Origin of the sequence: Variovorax sp. MSC1_012, assembly GCF_023667525.1 — a bacterium.
Taxonomy (GTDB): Bacteria; Pseudomonadota; Gammaproteobacteria; order Burkholderiales; family Burkholderiaceae_C; genus Variovorax; species Variovorax beijingensis_B.
In genome coordinates this window covers 2258883-2275830 of sequence record NZ_CM174443.1, presented here as the reverse complement: position 1 = coordinate 2275830, position 16948 = coordinate 2258883, and the positions used below count along the sequence as shown (strand labels likewise).

Sequence of the window (16948 nt, the reverse complement as noted above, 5' to 3'; positions counted from 1 at the left end):
GAATTGCCATGTCGAGTTCATCAGTTGTTGTCGTGACCGGCGCGTCCTCGGGCATCGGGCGCGCCGCTGCAGAAATGTTCGTGGCGCGAGGCTGCCGCGTGTTCGGCACCGTGCGCGACCTGCGCAAGGCACCTGCGCTGCCCGGTGTCGAGTTCGTCGAGATGGACGTTCGCGAAGAAGGCTCGGTTCAGGCGGGCATCGAATCCATCATCGAGCAGGCCACGCGCATCGACGTGCTGGTCAACAACGCGGGAATGATGATGATCGGCGCGGTCGAGGAAACCGCGACGGCCGAGGCTGCGGAGCTGTTCGACACCAACGTCTTCGGCCTGCTTCGCACGACGCGCGCCGTGCTGCCATACATGCGCCAGCAGCGCCGCGGGCGGATCGTCAACGTGAGCTCGGTGCTCGGTGTGCTTCCGGCTCCGTACATGGGCCTCTATGCGGCCACCAAGCACGCGGTGGAAGGGCTGTCGGAGTCGCTGGACCACGAGGTGCGCCAATTCGGCATTCGCGCGACCTTGGTGCAACCGGCCTTCACCCGGACCAACCTCGATGCCAACGCACCGCGCACCAAGGCGCGAATCGCGGGCTATGACCGCGAACGCGATCTGGTGGCGCTCTCCGTGGCCGACAGCGTGGCCAGTGCGCCCGAGCCGCACCGCGTGGCGGGCACCATCGTCGAGGCGGCGCTCGGCCCATGGCGCATGCGCTGCACGCCGCCGGGGGAGGCGTCGTTGCTGACGAAGCTGCGCCGCTTCATGCCTGCGGGACCGGTGGACGCGAGCCTGAGAAAAAAACTCGGCCTCGCCTGAACATCGACCGGACGAAAGCCCTTGTAGGAGAACATCATGGACAGCCTGGATCTCCTGCGCACCTTCAGCGAGGTGGCCTCTTCCGGAAGCTTCTCCCGCACCGCCAAGCACCTGGCGCTGTCGCGGGGGACCGTCAGCAAGTACATCGCGGCCCTCGAGCACCGCTTCGGCGTGCGGCTGTTGAACCGGACCAATCGCGCCGTCAGCCTCACGGACGCAGGCCTGCTGCTGCTCGACAGGAGCAGGCCAATACTGGAACTGGCCGACGTGACACGCGCCGAACTTCAAGACCGCGCGCGGGTCCCGAGCGGGCGGCTGCGCATTTCGGCACCGCTCGGCATGGAGCTGACAGAACTGCCGGCGCTGATCAACACCTTTCTTGGCCACTATCCGGAGGTCAGCATCAGTCTTGTGCTCACGAACCGCATGGTCGATCTTGCAGAAGAGGGCATCGACATCGCGCTTCGCTTCGGCGCTTCAGCCAACGAAAACCTGATTGTTCGAAAGCTGGTGGCCATGGAACTCAGCGTCTGCGCAGCCCCGGTGTACTGGCGCAAGCATGGCGTGCCTGTTCATCCCGATGAGCTTTCGCAACACGCAGCGCTGTTCAGTACCCATCTGAATCCGCTGCCGAAGTGGCACTTCAAGGCCGACGGCCAGCCAGTCGAAGTCGCGATCCGTGGAAGGCTGGATGCCACGGAAGCTGGCCCCCTGATCCAGGCTGCATTGTTGGGGGCTGGCGTCGTCTATCTGCCGTCGGTCATGCTGAAACCCTATGTCGAGAGCGGTCGGCTGGTGCCCGTCTTGTCGGAATTCGTCCGCAGCGATATGTGGCTGTCCGCCGTGTACCTGCAGCGCCGGCACAGTACCGCTGTGCACCGGGCGCTGCTCGATTTTCTTTCGAGCCGGTTGAAGCCTGCAGGTTTGCAGGCCAGGACCGACTCGCAGTGAGTTGTCCCGGACGGGATTCGACCTCTCCGAGAAACAGGCCTTCGTCGACCGACGAAGCCAGCGGCATCCAGCCGGGTGACATCGGGCCAGTGACGAGCGAACCGGTCGCCACCACGAAAGGCGAGATGCCGCAGGGAGCCGCCGTTGTCGCGGATCGGTGCCCGCCGTGTGGGCTGACGCACGCGGGATGTGAGAAGTCGAAACGCGCGACGTTCGGCCGAGCCAACCGCGCCAAAATCGCAGCTCGACCTTCTTGGCGAGGAGGCAGCTTTGAATATTCGAGACATCGTGCGGGCGGGCATCCCGACGCCCGGTTCAACCGTCCTTGAAATAGGAGCTCTGTGCAGCCCCTTTTTCCACAAGTCAGAAACAGATGTCGTCTACGTTGATCACGTCGATACCGAAGCGCTACGAGAAAAGTATCGTGTCGGGCACGGCATCGACGTGAATCAGATCGTGGAAGTCGATGCGGTTTGGGGCGCCAATACCTTGCTCGAATGTGCAGGGCGCCAAGTCGACTATGTCATTGCTTCGCATGTCGTGGAGCACGTTCCCGATCTCATTACCTGGTTGAAAGAACTTCGCGCGGTGCTCAAGCCAGGAGGCCAGATCCGCCTTGTCGTTCCCGACAAAAGGTTTACGTTCGACTACGTGCGCCGAGAAACTGCATTGCAGGACCTGATCGATGCATATGCGCGCCGTGCCAGAAGACCGCTACCGGCCAACATCTTCGATCACGTTGCGTATGCGCGGCATGTCGATGTCAACGAGGCATGGAAAGGGCCGCTCGATCCATCACAGCTCGAACATTGCCACTCGTTCGAGGCGGCCATGGGCATCGTGCAGGATGCGTTGACCACGGAGAACTATCACGACGTTCATTGTTGGGTGTTCACGCCGCAAAGCTGCGCGGCCCTGATGATTGAGGCGGCCCGGTATGGGCTGCTGGATTTCGAGTGCGCCGGGTTTTGCGACACCCCGTACAACTCGCTTGAATTCTCAGTGTTTTTGCGCCCCTCAACCGATCCTGAAGCCATCGCTGACAGTTGGAAGCGGATACAAGAGGGCTTGACTCCGCCAATGCCTGACCTCGCCGAGCGCGTGGCAAAGCTGAAAGTCGAAGTTCAGGCGAAAACCTCGGAACTGAAAGCGGCAAACGCCCGGGTAGCGGAAATTGAACGCACCCTGAATGCCGTTCGTCACGAGTTGAAGGCCCACCAGACGTCGAAATCGTGGCGCCTCACAGCGCCGCTGCGTGCGTTGCGACGAACACTTCAATAAATGCTTGGCCTTTTTTACGAAGGCGCAGTGCCTACGTGCGCTGCGTCCTGGGCGCGCCGGCCTTCGCAGGCAACAAATGCCCGATCGGCAGCGCCACTTCCGACTTGATCTCGCGCAGCACGATGCTCGAGCGTACGTGCGTGACGCCCGGCAGGCTGAAAAGCACTTCGTGCAGGAAGCGCTCGTAGTGCTTCATGTCCGGCACGGTCACGTTGAGGATGTAGTCCGCCGGCCCGGTGGCCGACACGCAGCGGATGATCTGCGGGCACGCGGCCACTACCTCTTCGAAGCGCTGAACCATCGCCTCGCTATGCCGGTCGAGGTTCACTTCCGCCACGGCCGAGACATGCAGGCCCACCAGCTCGGGGTCGATCAAGGCCGTGTAGCCGCGGATGACGCCGGCCGCCTCCATGTCCCTGATGCGCTTCCAGCACGGCGTGGGCGAGAGCCCGACGGCCTCGGAAATCTGCTGCACGGTCTGTCGTCCGTCGTGCTGCAGTGCAGAAAGGATCTTGAGGCAATGCTCGTCAAGAGAAACAGAATCAGCGTTCATCGCGATTTCCGAGAGGATTCTTCTTCAAACAAGGGTCTGCGCCAGTGTATTGAAGAAACACTTACTTGGGGTGCGGCAGAACAATTCCGGGCATGAACGCCCCACACAAGACGACTGCGCTCCAACGGCCCGGCTACCAGCTTTCCGACAACCTCTGGGCCGATGCCGGCTCCGTCTTCATCACCGGCACCCAGGCGCTGATCCGCATCCTGGCGATGCAGGGACGGCGCGACGCGGCGCGTGGCCTGCACACGCAGGGCTTCGTCAGCGGCTACCGCGGCTCGCCGCTGGGCATGGTCGACCAGGCCATCTGGAAAGCCGGCGACCGCTTCAAGGAAACCGGCATCCGCTTTGTGCCCGCCGTGAACGAGGAGCTGGCGGCCACGCAGGTGCTGGGCACGCAGCGCGTGGAGTCCGACCCCGAGCGCACCGTCGACGGCGTGTATGCCATGTGGTACGGCAAGGGACCGGGCGTGGACCGCGCGGGCGACGCGCTCAAGCACGGCAATGCGTACGGCTCGTCGCCTCACGGCGGCGTGCTGGTGGTGGCGGGCGACGACCATGGCTGCGTGTCGTCGTCGATGCCGCACCAGAGCGACCACGCCTTCATGGCCTGGCGAATGCCCGTGATGCAGCCCGCCAGCGTGGCCGAGTACCTGGAGTTCGGCCTGTACGGCTACGAGCTGTCGCGCTATTCGGGTGCATGGGTCGGCATGGCGGCGCTGTCCGAAATCGTCGAGAGCGCGGGCACCGTCGATCTCGATGCCGTCAACGCGCGCGTCGCGGCCTGGGTAGACGCCGATGCCGTGCGCGCCGCCACCGGCCATTGCGCACCGCCCGACGGCCTGCACTACCGCTGGCCCGACCTGCCGTCGCTGCGCATCGAGTCGCGGCTGGAGGACAAGCTCGCGGCCGTGGCTGCCTTCACGCGGCGCAACAGCATCGACCGCCACGTCATCGTGAGCCCGCACGCCAAGGTGGGCATCGTCACTTGCGGCAAGGCGCACCACGACCTGATGGAGGTGCTGCGGCGCCTCGAGCTCACGCCCGAGCAGCTCGCGCGCGCCGGTGTGCGGCTCTACAAGGTGGGACTGAGCTTTCCGGTCGAGCAGACGCGCATCAAGGACTTTGCGCGCGGGCTCGACGAGATCCTCGTGGTGGAAGAGAAGGGCGCGGTGGTCGAGACGCAATTGCGCGACATCTTCTACAACGCGCCGCCCGATGCGCGCCCCGTGCTCGTGGGCAAGCACGACCGCGAGGGCCGGCCGCTGGTGTCCGCGCTCGGCGAGCTGCGCCCCTCGCGCCTCATCGAGCTGGTCGCGCACTGGCTGGCCGCGCACTTTCCCGACAACCACGACCTGGGCGACCACCTGCAGCATGTGCGCGATTTCACCCCGCCCGAGCTGCTGGGCAACGCGAGCGACGCCGTCAAGCGCCTGCCGTACTTCTGCGCCGGCTGCCCGCACAACACCAGCACCAAGGTGCCCGAGGGATCGACGGCGCGCGCGGGCATCGGATGCCACTTCATGGCCAACTGGATGGACCGCAGCACGGCGGGCCTCATCCAGATGGGCGGCGAGGGCGTCGACTGGATCTCGCACGCCATGTTCACGAAAACGCCGCATGTGTTCCAGAACCTGGGCGACGGCACCTACTACCACTCGGGCTACCTCGCGATCCGCCAGGCCGTCGCGGCCAAGGCCACGCTCACCTACAAGATCCTGTTCAACGACGCGGTCGCGATGACCGGCGGCCAGCCGGTCGACGGGGTCATCAGCGTGGACGCGATCGCGCGGCAGGTGGAGTCCGAAGGCGTCACGAAGGTTGTTGTGGTGAGCGACGCCATCGGTCACTACGACGCCATCAGGAACCGCTTTCCGGCGGGTACCGAGTTCCACGACCGAGCCGCGCTCGACGAGGTGCAGCGGCGCCTGCGCGAGATGCCCGGCGTGACCGTGCTCATCTACGAGCAGACCTGCGCCGCCGAGAAGCGCCGCCGCCGCAAGAAGGGCGAGCTGGCCGATCCGCCCAAGCGCCTCTTCATCAACGAAGCGGTGTGCGAAGGCTGCGGCGACTGCACCGTGCAGAGCAACTGCGTGGCCGTGCTGCCGCACGAGACGCCGATGGGCCGCAAGCGCAAGATCGACCAGACCAGCTGCAACAAGGACTACTCCTGTGCCAAGGGCTTCTGCCCCAGCTTCGTGGGCGTCACCGGCGGCAAGCTGCGCCGCAAGAGCGGGGCGCTCGCGGCCGGCCGCGATGCCTTCCTGCACCGCGTGGCCGCGCTTGCGCATCCGGCGCCGCATGCGTGGACCGGTCCGTACGACCTGCTGGTGACCGGCGTGGGCGGCACCGGCGTCGTGACGGTGGGCGCGGTCATCGCGATGGCAGCGCACCTGGAGGGCAAGTCGGCCAGCGTGCTCGACTTCATGGGCTTCGCGCAGAAGGGCGGCGCGGTGCTGAGCTTCGTGCGGCTGGCCGACACGCCCCAGCGGCTGAACCAGGTGCGCATCGACACGCAGCAGGCCGACGCCATTCTCGCGTGCGATGTGGTGGTGGGCGCCTCGGCCGACGCCCTGCAGACCGTGCGGCACGGGCGCACGCGCGTGCTCGCGAACATCCACGAGATTCCGGTGGCCGAGTCGCTGCGCAACCCCGATGCCGAGCTGCACGTCGACCTGCTGCTCGCGAAGATGCGCTTCGTCGCGGGCGACGAACAGGTCGAGACCTTCGACGCACAGAGCCTGGCCGAGGAGTTCCTCGGCGACACGCTGGCCGCGAACATTGTCGCGACCGGCTACGCGTGGCAGCGCGGCCTGGTGCCGCTGAGCCTCGAGGCGCTCATGCATGCCATCGAACTCAACGGCGTTGCTGTGGCGGCCAACCAGTCGGCGTTCTCGCTGGGCCGGCTGGCCGCTGGAAACGCCGCGGCCCTCGACCAGTTGCGTGCCGCGCCGATGAACGCGCAGATGCAGCACGCCGACGAGCGCCCGCTGGAAACGCTGCTCGCCGATGCGCGCCGCCATCTCACCGGCTACCAGAACGCCGCATGGGCGCAGCGCTTCGAAAAGCGTGTCCGCGCACTGCAGGCGGCCGAGTCGGCGCTGCCGGGTGGCGACGCGAGCCTGCCCTTCACCCGCAACGCGGCGCGCAGCCTGCTGAAGCTCATGAGCTACAAGGACGAGTACGAGGTCGCGCGTCTCTACACCGACGGTGCGTTCCTGCAAAAGCTGAAGGACCAGTTCGAAGGCGACTTGAAGCTCGAGTTCCACATGGCGCCGCCGCTGCTCTCGCGCCCGGTGCACGGCCAGGCGCCCCGCAAGATCCGCCTCGGCGCGTGGATGCTGCCGGCGATGAAGTGGCTGGCGCACGGCAAGCGGCTGCGCGGCACCGCCTTCGACCTGTTCGGCTGCACGCGGGAGCGCCGGCTGGAGCGCGCACTGATCGGCCAGTTCGACCAGCGGCTCGGCGAACTGGCCGCCGGCCTTTCATCCGCCAACCAGCAGCTTGCCGCGCAGATCGCGGCATTGCCGCTGACGATCCGCGGCTTCGGACATGTGAAGCTGGCCAACCTCGCCCTTGCGGCCGATCGCGAGGCGGAGTTGATGCACCGCTTCTCGCCGCAGCGCTATCCCAGGCCTGAAAAGAATGCGAAGGCGGGGCAGTTTCGGGGCATTGCCGTGGTTTCGCACTGACCGATCAAGAGGCCGTCGTGCGAGCACGCGAGAAGCGGAATCCGGACCGGATGCATCTACTCGAGAGAGTGAAGCGGAAGGCTGATGGTGAAGACGCAGCCTGAGCCTGGAACGTCCCGGACCGTCAGTGTTCCGTTGTCCGCTTCAATGCTCTGACGAGCGATCGAGAGCCCGAGCCCCAGACCGGCCCTGTTGTCACTGTTTGGCCTGAAAGGGATGAACATCTTTGCGGCTCCGCCTGGCGGTAAACCTCCGCAATGGTCCTCGACATCGATAAAGACGTGTTCACCCGAGGCGTAAGCGCTCAGGGTCACCATGGAGTTCGCCTTGGTGTACTTGAAGGCGTTCTGCAGCAGGTTGGCCAGCGCCGCATGCAGCAGATCCCGATTGGCCAGGATGGCCAGCGAGGGGTCTACGGTTCGCACCTCGAACACGGCGCCTTTGCGCGCCACATCGAGCCGGGCGACAAGGTCGACGTCCGCAATGAAGGATGCCACCGAGAAGGTCTGGCGTTGATCTGCCCCTTCGCCCCTCACTTCGGCCGTAGCCCTGCTGATCAACAGTCCCAGCGTGGAAAGGCTTCGCTTCAGGACCGCGCCCGTTGCGCCGCTGATGGCCATGTTGCCCAGTTCGAGCGCCCGCACGGCAAGGGTGGCCGTTCCAAGCGAGTTGCGCAGTTCGTGAACCAAAAATCCCAGCCGTTGCTTTTCGCCTGCGAGCTGCTGCACCGACATCTGTGCGTCGCGTTGAGCGCTGAATTCGGTGACGGCGTCCGCAATGGCGTTGTCCAGGCAGCGGTTCAGCGTGCGGAACTCGACCACGGCAAAGGGCGCGTCCCGCTCGAATGCGAGGTCCGTGATCGCCTGGCAGAGATCGCCGTAGTCATGAACGACCTGATCCACGGTATAGCCGAGCTTGAGCAGTTCCTTGCCGTGCGCGGTGGCGCTCACGCCTATTTCCGACAGGGCGAGCGCATCGCCCCCAGAGGGGCCCGAGATTGCGATGCTCACATCCAATTCGTCGTCGTCTTCGGCGGCGAGCGTTCTCGTGAGCTGGTCCAGGAACATGGGCACGCCATGGGCCAGTTGCTTGTCGGTCGCTGCCCGCAGGGAGCGTTGTGCAACCTTCGCTTTGCACCTCGCAATCAGTTCATCCCGATTGTTGAAAAGGAAACGGTGCATGAAGACCTCCTTGGTCAGGGCACGAAGCGGCGAGGCAGGCCGGCAGCTCGTGCTTCGGAGGCTCTAAGACCACTGTATGCGCTTGGGGCTGGAAGGTCGAGAAAACCTCATGGGTCCGTGGTTTGTAGGTGAGCGATCGTCACCAAGCATCCCACCTTCCTACAAGGAGGCTGCCAGCAACATGCGCCAATTGCCTGCATGGAGCGGCCAATTCCCCGGTTGAAATTAATTCAGGAGCTGTCCGCCGAGGAGCGGCGCTGGCAGCCCGATCCCGCAGATTGGCTCAAGGAACAAGACAACATGGCGGGCGACAAGTCCCCTGCGAGCGTCCAGCACGCCCATCGCATCAATCTCAATGAAGCCTGCGAGATCAGAGACTGGACCCACGCACTCGGCGTGAGCGAGCAGGAGCTGCGAAATGCGGTCGCTGTCGTGGGCGACCGGGCAGACAGGGTGCGCGAATTCCTCACCCGACGGTATTGAGAGGTGCAGCCGGGTGTGGGCTGCCTTCTGTTTCGACCGGGAGCTCGAGCGTGAATGCCGCTCCGGTGCCCGGCCCGTCGCTGTGCGCCGTGAGGGTGCCGCCCATTTCATGCGCGGCGATCACGGCGCTGTGCAGGCCGAATCCATGGCCGGTCTTTTTCGTGGTGAACCCGTGTACGAACACCTGGGGCAGGGCCTGCGTTGCAATGCCCATGCCGTTGTCCGCGACGCAAATGCGCAGCCGCTGGCCGGGCGTCAGCTCCACGCGCAACGTGAGCCTGGGCTCGCGGTCGGTCACGCCGTCCATGGCCTGCTCGGCGTTGCTGATCAGGTTCACCAAAATCTGCAGTATCCGTCCCTGGTCCAGCAGCAACTCGGGCACAGGCGCAATCTCCTTTTCCACCACCATCCGGCGCCGCGCCAGCGCCTCTGCGTTGATGCGCAATGCATCGTCCACCAGTTCGCGGATCTGCACCTTTTCCAGGAGCCTGGACGCTCCGGCGTAGGCCTGCTGCGCGGCGATGATCTCCTTGATGTGTTCCACGTTCTTGCCCAGTGCCGCCAGTTCCTTGATGGCGTCGTCCTGCTCCGCCACCAGCGCGGAAGCCAGCTGGCGCAAATAGCCGGGAAGCACCTTGCCCTTGGGGTCCGAAGCGAGGAACGCACCCAGGTCGTCCGCGTGGTCTTCCATCAGCTGGACTGCCCGTGCAAGTCCCGGCACCTTGGAGGCGCGAACGCGCGAAAGAATGAGCGCCGCAGACACGTTCACGCTGTTGAGCACGTTGCCGACGTTGTGCAGCACATTGGTGGCGATCCTGGCCATGCCGGCCAGGTGCGAGGCCTCGACCAGCTGCTTGTGCACCTCGGCAATCTGGCGCTCGGCCTCCTTCAGGTCGGAGATGTTCTTGGTGATGCCGAAGGTTCCGACAATCTGCCCCGCACGGTTTCGCAGAGGCATCTTTGTGGTCAAGGCCCAGGTGTCGGGCCGTCCGTCGATCCAGGTTTCTTTTTCGACCTTGCCGATCATCGGCAAACCCGTGCGGATGATTTCCTGCTCGTCCTCGAACGCCGGGCGCGCGTGCTCTTCGGAAAAGACATCGAAGTCGGACTTTCCCACCAGCCCTTCGGGCGTGGCCATTCCGAACTCCAGGGCCTGGGCCGTGCTGGTCTTGATGAAACGGGACTGCGTGTCCTTGAAGTAGATATGGTCCGGAGAGTTGTCCAGCAGCGCGCGAAGCAGCTCGCGCTCGTTGGCCAGCATGGCGTCCTCTTGATTGCGCTCGGGCACCTCGAGCAGGAGCCCCTGGCTGCCGATGACCGTTCCATCAGGCCCCAGCACTGCGGACTCGATCACCTGCCAGGAAGCCGCCTCCTCGGAGGCGATCTCCGCGGGCGTGCGGCCCAGAATCCGTTCTGCAGGCATGCCCTTGAGTTGACAGAACCGGGCATTGACGAAGGTGAAGCGCCCCTCGGCGTCCTTGCGAAAGATGCCGGCGGGCAGCTGCTCGACGATCGGTGCCGTGTCCTCCAGGAGGGTTGCGCTTGCGGGGGAGGCGGGTTGGCTTTGCATGGCGATGCGCCCCTCAGACAGCGGCAGCTCCCGCAGGATGCGGAGAGCGGTCGCAATACTCGATCAGGAGCTCGGTGAGGACCCGAATCTTCCGTGCGGGATGCTGGCCCGGCGGCCGGACGACATAGGCACCTGCCGGTGGTGGTGGATGGCGCGTCATGACCGGCACGAGTGCCCCGGAGGCCACATGTTCATGCGTCAGCCAATCGGGCAGGTAGGCGATCCCGAGTCCTGCTGTCGCAGCGGCGACCAGGGCCGTGCCGTTGTCGGCCTTGAAGCGCCCCTGCGGGCGAACCGTGATGATCCTGTCTCCATCCGTGAGTTGCCAGGCCTCGGTTCCCTGCATGAGGGCCTGATGGCCGGCAAGCTCCTCGGGTGTCTCGGGCGACCCATGCGCCTTGACATAAGCCGGACTCGCGACGAGCTTCCCATGGACCGGGCCGATGCGTCTTGCGATCAAGTTGGAGTCCTGTAGATAGCCAACCCGTATCGCACAGTCGTAACCCTCCGCGATGAGATCGACGAAGCGATCGCTGTAGCAGGTCTGGATGTGAAGCCCCGGGTGGCGTCGTGCCATTTCCGCAAGCATGGGAGCGAAGTGCGTCGGGCCCAAGGAAAACGGCACCGCAACGCGCAAGCGGCCGCGAAGGTCGCCGGCGGGCAGGATCGCTTCCCTGGCCACGTCGATCTCGGCGCAGACCCTGGCTGCGTAGTCCCGGAACGTGGCCCCGGCTTCGGTCAGAGCAGCCCCGCGGGTGGATCGCACAAGCAGCTGGACACCCAGTTCCGCTTCAAGCCGGAAGAGACGGCGACTGACGATCGACTTGGACACCCCAAGCCGCAGCGCAGCAGACGAAACCCCGCCGGCATCGGCAACTTCCACGAATGTCTGCAGATCTTCGATGTCCACCTCGGTGTTCCCCATTTCGCGACACAGCTCGCCGCGAAATGGTACTACCGGCTCAAAAGGGGGAACAACACAATCCTGCTTCGGGGCAAACGTCCCGCTCGCAACCGAAACAAAGGATCCATCAATGACTTTTCGCAACGGCCTGGCTTCGCTTCTTCGTCCCGAAGACTCGGTACTCGTTCTTATCGACCACCAGCCCTATCAGCTCGCGAACCTGAACAGCCACGATCCGCAAGCTGTGGTCAACAACACGACCGCGCTGGCAAAGCTGGCAAAAGCCTTCAATGTTCCGACCGTTCTCACCAGCGTGATCGCCGCGCGCGGTGGACTTCTCTTCAGGCAGATCACCGACGTGTTTCCGGACCAGGAAGTCATCGATCGCACCTGGGTGAACACCTGGCAGGACGAGAACGTGGTGAAGGTCGTCAAGGCGACCGGCCGCAAGCAGCTGATCATCGCGGGCCTGTGGACCGAGGTCTGCGTCGCAATGCCCGTCATCCAGGCCGCCGGCGAAGGCTGGGACGTGACCGTGATCACCGACGCGTCGGGCGGGATTTCGAAGGAGTCCCACGAAGTTGCCATCCAGCGAATGATCGCGGCCGGCGCGAACGTGATGACCGTGATGGCGCTCGCCGGCGAATGGCAACGCGATTGGGCGCGCACCGAGCATGTCGAGGAGCTGACCGAGATTCTCATCCAGCACTTCAGCGGCAGCGGCATCGCCTACCTCTGGGAGCAGCAGCTGCTCAACACGCCTGTGCCTGCCAAAGCAGGATGATCTGAGGGGAGCCGCTCTGGCTCAATAAATCACAGTCACCCTCATCGAATTGCTCCCGTCGCCATCCGCAGCAGCGGCAGCCGCTTGCGGCGCGGCGCGGGCCGCGATGGCGGCCATGGCGCCGATGGCACCGCGCCAGGTCGGGTCGAGGGTGTCGAGGCCGTCGGCGGTGGTGCCGGCCACGGTGAAGGCGGTTTCGCCGACCTTGTCGAAGCGGTACTCGCGGCCCTTGATGAGCACCGACTTCATGTTGGTCCAGACGCGGTATTCATGTCCGCCATTCACCGGCGTGACCTGGAGCACCTTGAAGGTCGGAAGCACGATCATCGTCACGTTGAACCGCGCCGTGGCGCTGCCCATGCCGTGCATCGGCTCGGCGGAGCCGAGCCGCAGCGGCAACAGCAGCAGCATGCCGACGGCGGCCGCCGCGCGTGCGGCACGCGGTGGAAGCAGCAGGCCGGCCGAACCCGCTCGGGACATGTTTCCGGACATGGGACCTCCTCTCGTCGCAACCTCGGTGGAGGGCATCGCATCGATGCCCCAACCTGGGTTATCGGCAGAGTAGCCGGAAAGTTAAGGCCGCCTGCGCTATTTTTTTGCGGCGCCCGCTGGCCTGACCCGGGCGGGTCAGTAGGTCACGGTGACCGTGACGGTGTCCCGGTAGCTGTCCGGCCGCACATTGGCGCTGCCGCCAAGGACCCGGCCATACACGGTCAGCGCCTGGGCCGTGCCGTTGCCGGTGGCCGTGACGGTGTTGGTGTCCACGACGCTGCCCCACGGGAGCGAGCGGTTGGCATCGCGGTAGAGCCGGTAGGCCACCGTGTCCGTGTTGCCTGGCACGCCCCCCGTCGGCGACATCACCCCGGCACCGACCGTCGAGCCATTGGACGGCGACAGCCCGACCTTGTAGACGGTGGACGTCGAACAGGTCACGTTGATCGTGCTCGTCTGGTCTCTGTTGCCCATGCCCGGCAGGCCGTCGATGCTGCCGAAGTTCAGCGGATTGGCGGTGACCAGGCAGCTTTTGGCGACGGTTGCGTTGACCTCGAAGGGGAAGTTGCCCGACGACGAGCCGTTGCACGTCGCTGGCACGGTCGAGCCCGTGTTCGACAAGAGCGTGATCGAGGTATGAATTCCACCGAAGTTGTCCCTGTACAGGCCTGGAGGTGCCGTGCCCTGGAGTGCAGGCAGTTCCCCGCGCATGGTGGTGCTTCTCGTCACACTGGACCGGCGAGGAATGGTCATCGTGTCGGTGAAGGGAGATGGCACCGCCGCGTTGCCATTCGAACCCCAGACCGTGCCGCTCGCGCCCTGGAAGAGCCGGAACCTCAAGGTGTTGTTGCCCGTGGTGAGCTTCATGAGCCGCGGATCGAAGCTTCCAAGACTTTGGTCGCCGTCGCCAATGTTGAAGCAGACCTTGAGGGACTCGGTGTTGCCGCTCGTGTTGCTGCAGGTGTAGCTCAGCGTGGCCGTGACGGACGGCGGCGTACTCCCATCGACCAACTCCACCGTGCCGAAACTCAGGTTCGTCATCGTCGCACTGCAAGTGGCCGCCTGCGCGCTCCCCACCGGCACCCACCACAGCAGCGCACAAAACAGTGGCAGGCGCAGCGCCTGCAAGGTGCGGCTCAAAAAGCTCATGGCGTCTTTCCCTCCCTGGTGCAGCGCAGCGGCCCGATCTGCGGAATCCCCGCGCCGTCCTTGCGATAGTCGAAGCTGGCCCGGCAGCGACCGGCGGCCGTCTGCACCTCGAGCGTGTTGCGCGGCTCCAGCGACTCCAGGTACACCGCGCCGTCAAAGCCCACCAGCGCCGGCTCGCCGGTGCCGCCGTTCACGCGCACCCGGCTGCCCAGCGGCAGCGGCTTGCCCGCCTCGTCCGCCAGCAGCAGCGCCGCTGCATTGATCGGCGTGATGCCAAAGCGCACCAGCGTGCCGGCGCGGTCGCTAGGCGTGGCCACCGTCTTCACGCGTTCGATCCGCACGTCGGCCGGCAGCTGCATCGGGTCGATCGACAGCTGGTTGTTCTGGTAGGCGCGCAGCGGCGCCACCAGCAGCATGCCGTGGCTGTCGGTGGTGCCGATGTCGCGGTTCTCCAGCCTCACCGGCACGCCCGCAATGCCGTCGGTGGAGACCACCGCAAAGGCATCGTCGATGCGCCGGGCCGCAAAGGGCTGGCCGCCCATGAACGCGACCGAACCCGTGGCGCCCGCGTAGGCATAACGGCTGTCGCCGATCATGCTGATGCCCGCCATCGCGCGGCCATAGCGGCCCAGGTAGTCGAGCTCGGCCTGCCCGCCGTTCTGGCCGCCGCCCTGGCGTAGGCCCGCGCGCCAGCCGATGCCGCCTTCGCTCGGCGTCGAGCTTTGCGCGTCGGCCGAGAAGGTGCTGCGGTCGCCATCGCGCTGCACGCCGGTGCTGGTCGTGACCTTGCCGTCCAGCGCCCAGGTGAAGCCCACGAAAAGGCTGCGCTCCCGCCGGTTGTCCAGGTTCTGGTTGAGGCTCACATTCACCGAGGCGCTGCGCCCCAGCGACATGAACCAGTACGCGCTTGCCAGGCGCGTTGCCTCCTGCGCCGGATAGCGCAGGTACAGATAGCTCAGGCCAAAGCTGCCGAAGCCGTTGGTGGTGTAGCCGATCGACGCGCGGCCCGATCCGCGTGGCGGCGCGCTGCCGTACAGCGATGCAACGTCTCGGTAGTCGCCACGCGTGCGGGTGCCTTCGACCGTGAAATTGAACCGGTTGTCGCGCCAGCTGTAGCCCAGGTTCAGCAGCGATCCCCGCTCGGCGCCGTAGCTGCTCTCCGCCACCGCGCCTGTCAGCACGCCGCTCTGGCCGAGCAGCCATGCGCCGCCGACGCCGCCCTTGACCAGCCCCTTGGTGGCCTCGCCGTGCGCTTCCAGCGTGAAGCTGTTGCTCACGCCGTAGCGCCAGGTGCCGGTGGCGGCGGATTCGTTGCCGTAGTCGAACGAGCGCAGGCCGTAGCTCTTGCGCACCATGCCCAGGTCCACCGACCAGTCCGACAGGCCCGCCTCCAGCAGCCGCTGCGTGTCGTACAGCGAAAAGTCGAGCGTCGTTGCGCGCCCGAAGGCATCGGTCAACACCACCTGCGCATTGCCCGCACCGTTGATGCTGGGCACCGTCTTCAGCTGAAACGGCCCCGCCGGCACCTGGCCCGTGTACTGGCGCAAGCCGTTGATGTAAAGCTCCACCTGCGAAGGCAGCGTGGCCGACCCCAGGAACGCCGGCAGCGGGGTGGTGGTGCGATAGGGCTGCAGCGCAAAGTTGCGCGAAAGCTGGATGCCGCCAATGCGCGTGGAGCGCGACCATGGCAGCGAGGCCGTGGTGGTGTCGCCCACGCGAAGGGTCAGCATGTCTTCGGGGAACGACTTGCTCCAGGTGGTGTCGAGCCGGACCGAGTCGTGCTGCCAGGCCTCGCCATCGTTGCGGGCCGCGCGCGACATCAGCGTGTTGCTGAGCACCGAGCTCCCGCTGAACGCGCGCAGCTCGGTGAGCGCATTGAGGCTCGACGTATTGCCGCGCCCCTGCGTGCCATACAGGTCGTAGTTCAGCAGCAAGCCCGGCGAGGCGCTCGCCTTGGGCACGGCCACCGTCGATGCGTCGACCACCGTCGTGGGCAGGCGCAGCACGTCCGCCGTGGCGAGGATTTCAACGCTCTGGCTTGCGGCGTCGTACTTGACCTGCAGCCCCGGAAGGCTCTTGAGCCGCACCGGATCGGACACGCCCGCCGGCAGCACGAAGCCCAGCTGCCGCAGCGTGGCCGCGCTGGCCCACAGCTCCTGCCCGCGCAGGCCAAAGTGCACCAGGCCGCGCGGATTGCCATTGAGGCTCAGTTCAAGATAAAGGTCGCTGCCTTCCGGGCCGGCCAGATCGCCCTCCGCGGAGGCGGCCACCTGTGCGCTTGCGCCGGCTGCCGCACTCTCAGCCTGCGCGGCAAAAGACACCAGACCGGAAAGAAGCAGCAGTGGCAGCAGGCGCTCAGCGGGCGCGTGGGAGCGGCGGGATGTTTTCCTGCGTCGCGTTGCCATTGATCTTCGTTTCCAGGATGCCGCCGAGGGCAAAGGCCTCCGCGGAAGTCTTCAGCGGCCAACGCATGCGCGCGCCCGGCAGCACGTAGCCCATCAGGCCGGCATGCACCGGCGTGCGGCGGCCGACCGTATCGACAAATTCCAGATCGGCAAGCTGCGCATGCATGCCGCCGTTGTTCGCCACCTCGAGCACCGCCTTGCCGTCTTCGCGGCGCAGCGACCATGCGAGCTGGGGGGCAGGCGACTGGGCGCCCGCGGGTGCGATGAAGATCGGCACCGAATAGCGCAGCACCAGCTGCAGGCCCTTCTTTTCCTTCACCTCCACCGGCAGCTCGTCGATGATCACCCGGTACGAACCTTCGACAGTGCCCGCAGGAACGCCTGAGCGAATCACGCGAATCAGCTGCCGGTCGGAGGCGGCCAGCTGCACCATCGGCGGACTGACCAGCAGTTCGCGCGAGGGCGTCAGCTTTTCGGTGCCGTTCTCCTGCGTCCACTGATACACCCGCACCTGCGCGTGCACCACCGTGTCGCCGGTGTTGCTGAGCCAGAGGCCTTCGGCGTTTTGCGTGGCCTGCAGCGTCAGCGTGACCGGAGACACCTGCAGCCCGCTGGCCGATGCAACCGCCTGCGCCAGGGCAAGCGCGAGAACAGCGGTATAGCGAAGCAGCAGGTGGCGCATGGG

General features: G+C 65.6%; 14 protein-coding genes. 6 read left to right on the top strand and 8 right to left on the bottom strand.

Features of this window, described 5'->3' with window-relative positions; all coding sequences use genetic code 11:
- Window positions 1–8: 8 nt before the first annotated feature.
- The 3 genes from L1081_RS10740 (at window position 9) to L1081_RS10730 (ending at window position 3047) form a co-directional block, all read left to right on the top strand.
- Window positions 9–815 (top strand): oxidoreductase, encoded by an 807-nt coding sequence (locus L1081_RS10740; protein ID WP_489416404.1) that lies wholly within the window; start codon window positions 9–11, stop codon window positions 813–815.
- Window positions 816–851: 36 nt separating this feature from the next.
- Window positions 852–1766: a LysR substrate-binding domain-containing protein gene (locus tag L1081_RS10735; RefSeq protein ID WP_489416403.1), complete on the top strand. Its 915-nt coding sequence runs from the start codon at window positions 852–854 to the stop codon at window positions 1764–1766.
- A 270-nt stretch (window positions 1767–2036) separates the two neighbouring features.
- Complete coding sequence (locus L1081_RS10730) at window positions 2037–3047, top strand: methyltransferase domain-containing protein (protein WP_489416402.1); 1011 nt, start codon at window positions 2037–2039, stop codon at window positions 3045–3047.
- 31 nt (window positions 3048–3078) lie between these two features.
- Here the strand turns inward: L1081_RS10730 and L1081_RS10725 are convergent, their stop codons facing one another.
- Entirely contained in the window at window positions 3079–3600 is a 522-nt protein-coding gene (locus L1081_RS10725) for an Lrp/AsnC ligand binding domain-containing protein (protein ID WP_489416401.1), read from the bottom strand.
- Between the two features lie 92 nt (window positions 3601–3692).
- Here L1081_RS10725 and L1081_RS10720 point away from each other — a divergent pair, with 92 nt between their 5' ends.
- Complete coding sequence (locus L1081_RS10720) at window positions 3693–7295, top strand: indolepyruvate ferredoxin oxidoreductase family protein (RefSeq protein WP_489416400.1); 3603 nt, start codon at window positions 3693–3695, stop codon at window positions 7293–7295.
- Between the two features lie 56 nt (window positions 7296–7351).
- Here the strand turns inward: L1081_RS10720 and L1081_RS10715 are convergent, their stop codons facing one another.
- Window positions 7352–8476, bottom strand: coding sequence for an ATP-binding protein (locus L1081_RS10715; RefSeq protein ID WP_489416399.1), 1125 nt, complete (start codon window positions 8474–8476; stop codon window positions 7352–7354).
- A gap of 198 nt (window positions 8477–8674) precedes the next feature.
- On the opposite strand from L1081_RS10715, the gene L1081_RS10710 reads away from it, so the two are divergent.
- Window positions 8675–8959 carry a DUF3606 domain-containing protein gene (locus L1081_RS10710; RefSeq protein ID WP_489416398.1) on the top strand — a complete coding sequence of 95 codons (285 nt, stop codon included), beginning with the start codon at window positions 8675–8677 and terminating at the stop codon, window positions 8957–8959.
- Here L1081_RS10710 and L1081_RS10705 read toward each other — a convergent pair.
- Together L1081_RS10705 and L1081_RS10700 are read right to left on the bottom strand one after the other, a co-directional pair.
- Window positions 8943–10529: a PAS domain-containing protein gene (locus L1081_RS10705; protein ID WP_489416397.1), complete on the bottom strand. Its 1587-nt coding sequence runs from the start codon at window positions 10527–10529 to the stop codon at window positions 8943–8945. The genes L1081_RS10710 and L1081_RS10705 overlap by 17 nt on opposite strands.
- A gap of 13 nt (window positions 10530–10542) precedes the next feature.
- On the bottom strand, window positions 10543–11439 hold the full coding sequence (locus L1081_RS10700) for a LysR substrate-binding domain-containing protein (RefSeq protein ID WP_489416396.1): 897 nt from the start codon (window positions 11437–11439) through the stop codon (window positions 10543–10545).
- Window positions 11440–11563: 124 nt separating this feature from the next.
- Between L1081_RS10700 and L1081_RS10695 the strand changes: the two genes are divergently transcribed.
- Entirely contained in the window at window positions 11564–12217 is a 654-nt protein-coding gene (locus L1081_RS10695; RefSeq protein ID WP_489416395.1) for an isochorismatase family protein, read from the top strand.
- A 21-nt stretch (window positions 12218–12238) separates the two neighbouring features.
- On the opposite strand, the gene L1081_RS10690 is transcribed toward L1081_RS10695, so the two are convergent.
- The 4 genes from L1081_RS10690 to L1081_RS10675 form a co-directional block, all read right to left on the bottom strand.
- Window positions 12239–12709, bottom strand: coding sequence for a hypothetical protein (locus L1081_RS10690; RefSeq protein ID WP_489416394.1), 471 nt, complete (start codon window positions 12707–12709; stop codon window positions 12239–12241).
- A gap of 135 nt (window positions 12710–12844) precedes the next feature.
- A complete protein-coding gene (locus tag L1081_RS10685) occupies window positions 12845–13858 on the bottom strand; it encodes a spore coat protein U domain-containing protein (RefSeq protein ID WP_489416393.1) in 1014 nt (337 codons plus the stop codon).
- Window positions 13855–16128 carry a fimbria/pilus outer membrane usher protein gene (locus L1081_RS10680; protein WP_489416392.1) on the bottom strand — a complete coding sequence of 758 codons (2274 nt, stop codon included), beginning with the start codon at window positions 16126–16128 and terminating at the stop codon, window positions 13855–13857. Before L1081_RS10680 ends, L1081_RS10685 begins: the two co-directional genes overlap by 4 nt.
- 85 nt (window positions 16129–16213) lie before the next feature.
- Window positions 16214–16945 carry a fimbria/pilus periplasmic chaperone gene (locus tag L1081_RS10675; RefSeq protein ID WP_489416391.1) on the bottom strand — a complete coding sequence of 244 codons (732 nt, stop codon included), beginning with the start codon at window positions 16943–16945 and terminating at the stop codon, window positions 16214–16216.
- Window positions 16946–16948: the final 3 nt, after the last annotated feature.

Excerpts from the sequence above, each read along its gene's own strand:
- L1081_RS10735 (WP_489416403.1), top strand. The coding sequence starts at position 852 with ATGGACAGCCTGGATCTCCTGCGCACCTTCAGCGAGGTGGCCTCTTCC.
- L1081_RS10725 (WP_489416401.1), bottom strand. The coding sequence starts at position 3,600 with ATGAACGCTGATTCTGTTTCTCTTGACGAGCATTGCCTCAAGATCCTT.
- L1081_RS10675 (WP_489416391.1), bottom strand. The coding sequence starts at position 16,945 with ATGCGCCACCTGCTGCTTCGCTATACCGCTGTTCTCGCGCTTGCCCTG.
- L1081_RS10740 (WP_489416404.1), top strand. The coding sequence starts at position 9 with ATGTCGAGTTCATCAGTTGTTGTCGTGACCGGCGCGTCCTCGGGCATC.
- L1081_RS10710 (WP_489416398.1), top strand. The coding sequence starts at position 8,675 with ATGGAGCGGCCAATTCCCCGGTTGAAATTAATTCAGGAGCTGTCCGCC.
- L1081_RS10685 (WP_489416393.1), bottom strand. The coding sequence starts at position 13,858 with ATGAGCTTTTTGAGCCGCACCTTGCAGGCGCTGCGCCTGCCACTGTTT.
- L1081_RS10690 (WP_489416394.1), bottom strand. The coding sequence starts at position 12,709 with ATGTCCGGAAACATGTCCCGAGCGGGTTCGGCCGGCCTGCTGCTTCCA.
- L1081_RS10720 (WP_489416400.1), top strand. The coding sequence starts at position 3,693 with ATGAACGCCCCACACAAGACGACTGCGCTCCAACGGCCCGGCTACCAG.
- L1081_RS10705 (WP_489416397.1), bottom strand. The coding sequence starts at position 10,529 with ATGCAAAGCCAACCCGCCTCCCCCGCAAGCGCAACCCTCCTGGAGGAC.
- L1081_RS10695 (WP_489416395.1), top strand. The coding sequence starts at position 11,564 with ATGACTTTTCGCAACGGCCTGGCTTCGCTTCTTCGTCCCGAAGACTCG.
- L1081_RS10715 (WP_489416399.1), bottom strand. The coding sequence starts at position 8,476 with ATGCACCGTTTCCTTTTCAACAATCGGGATGAACTGATTGCGAGGTGC.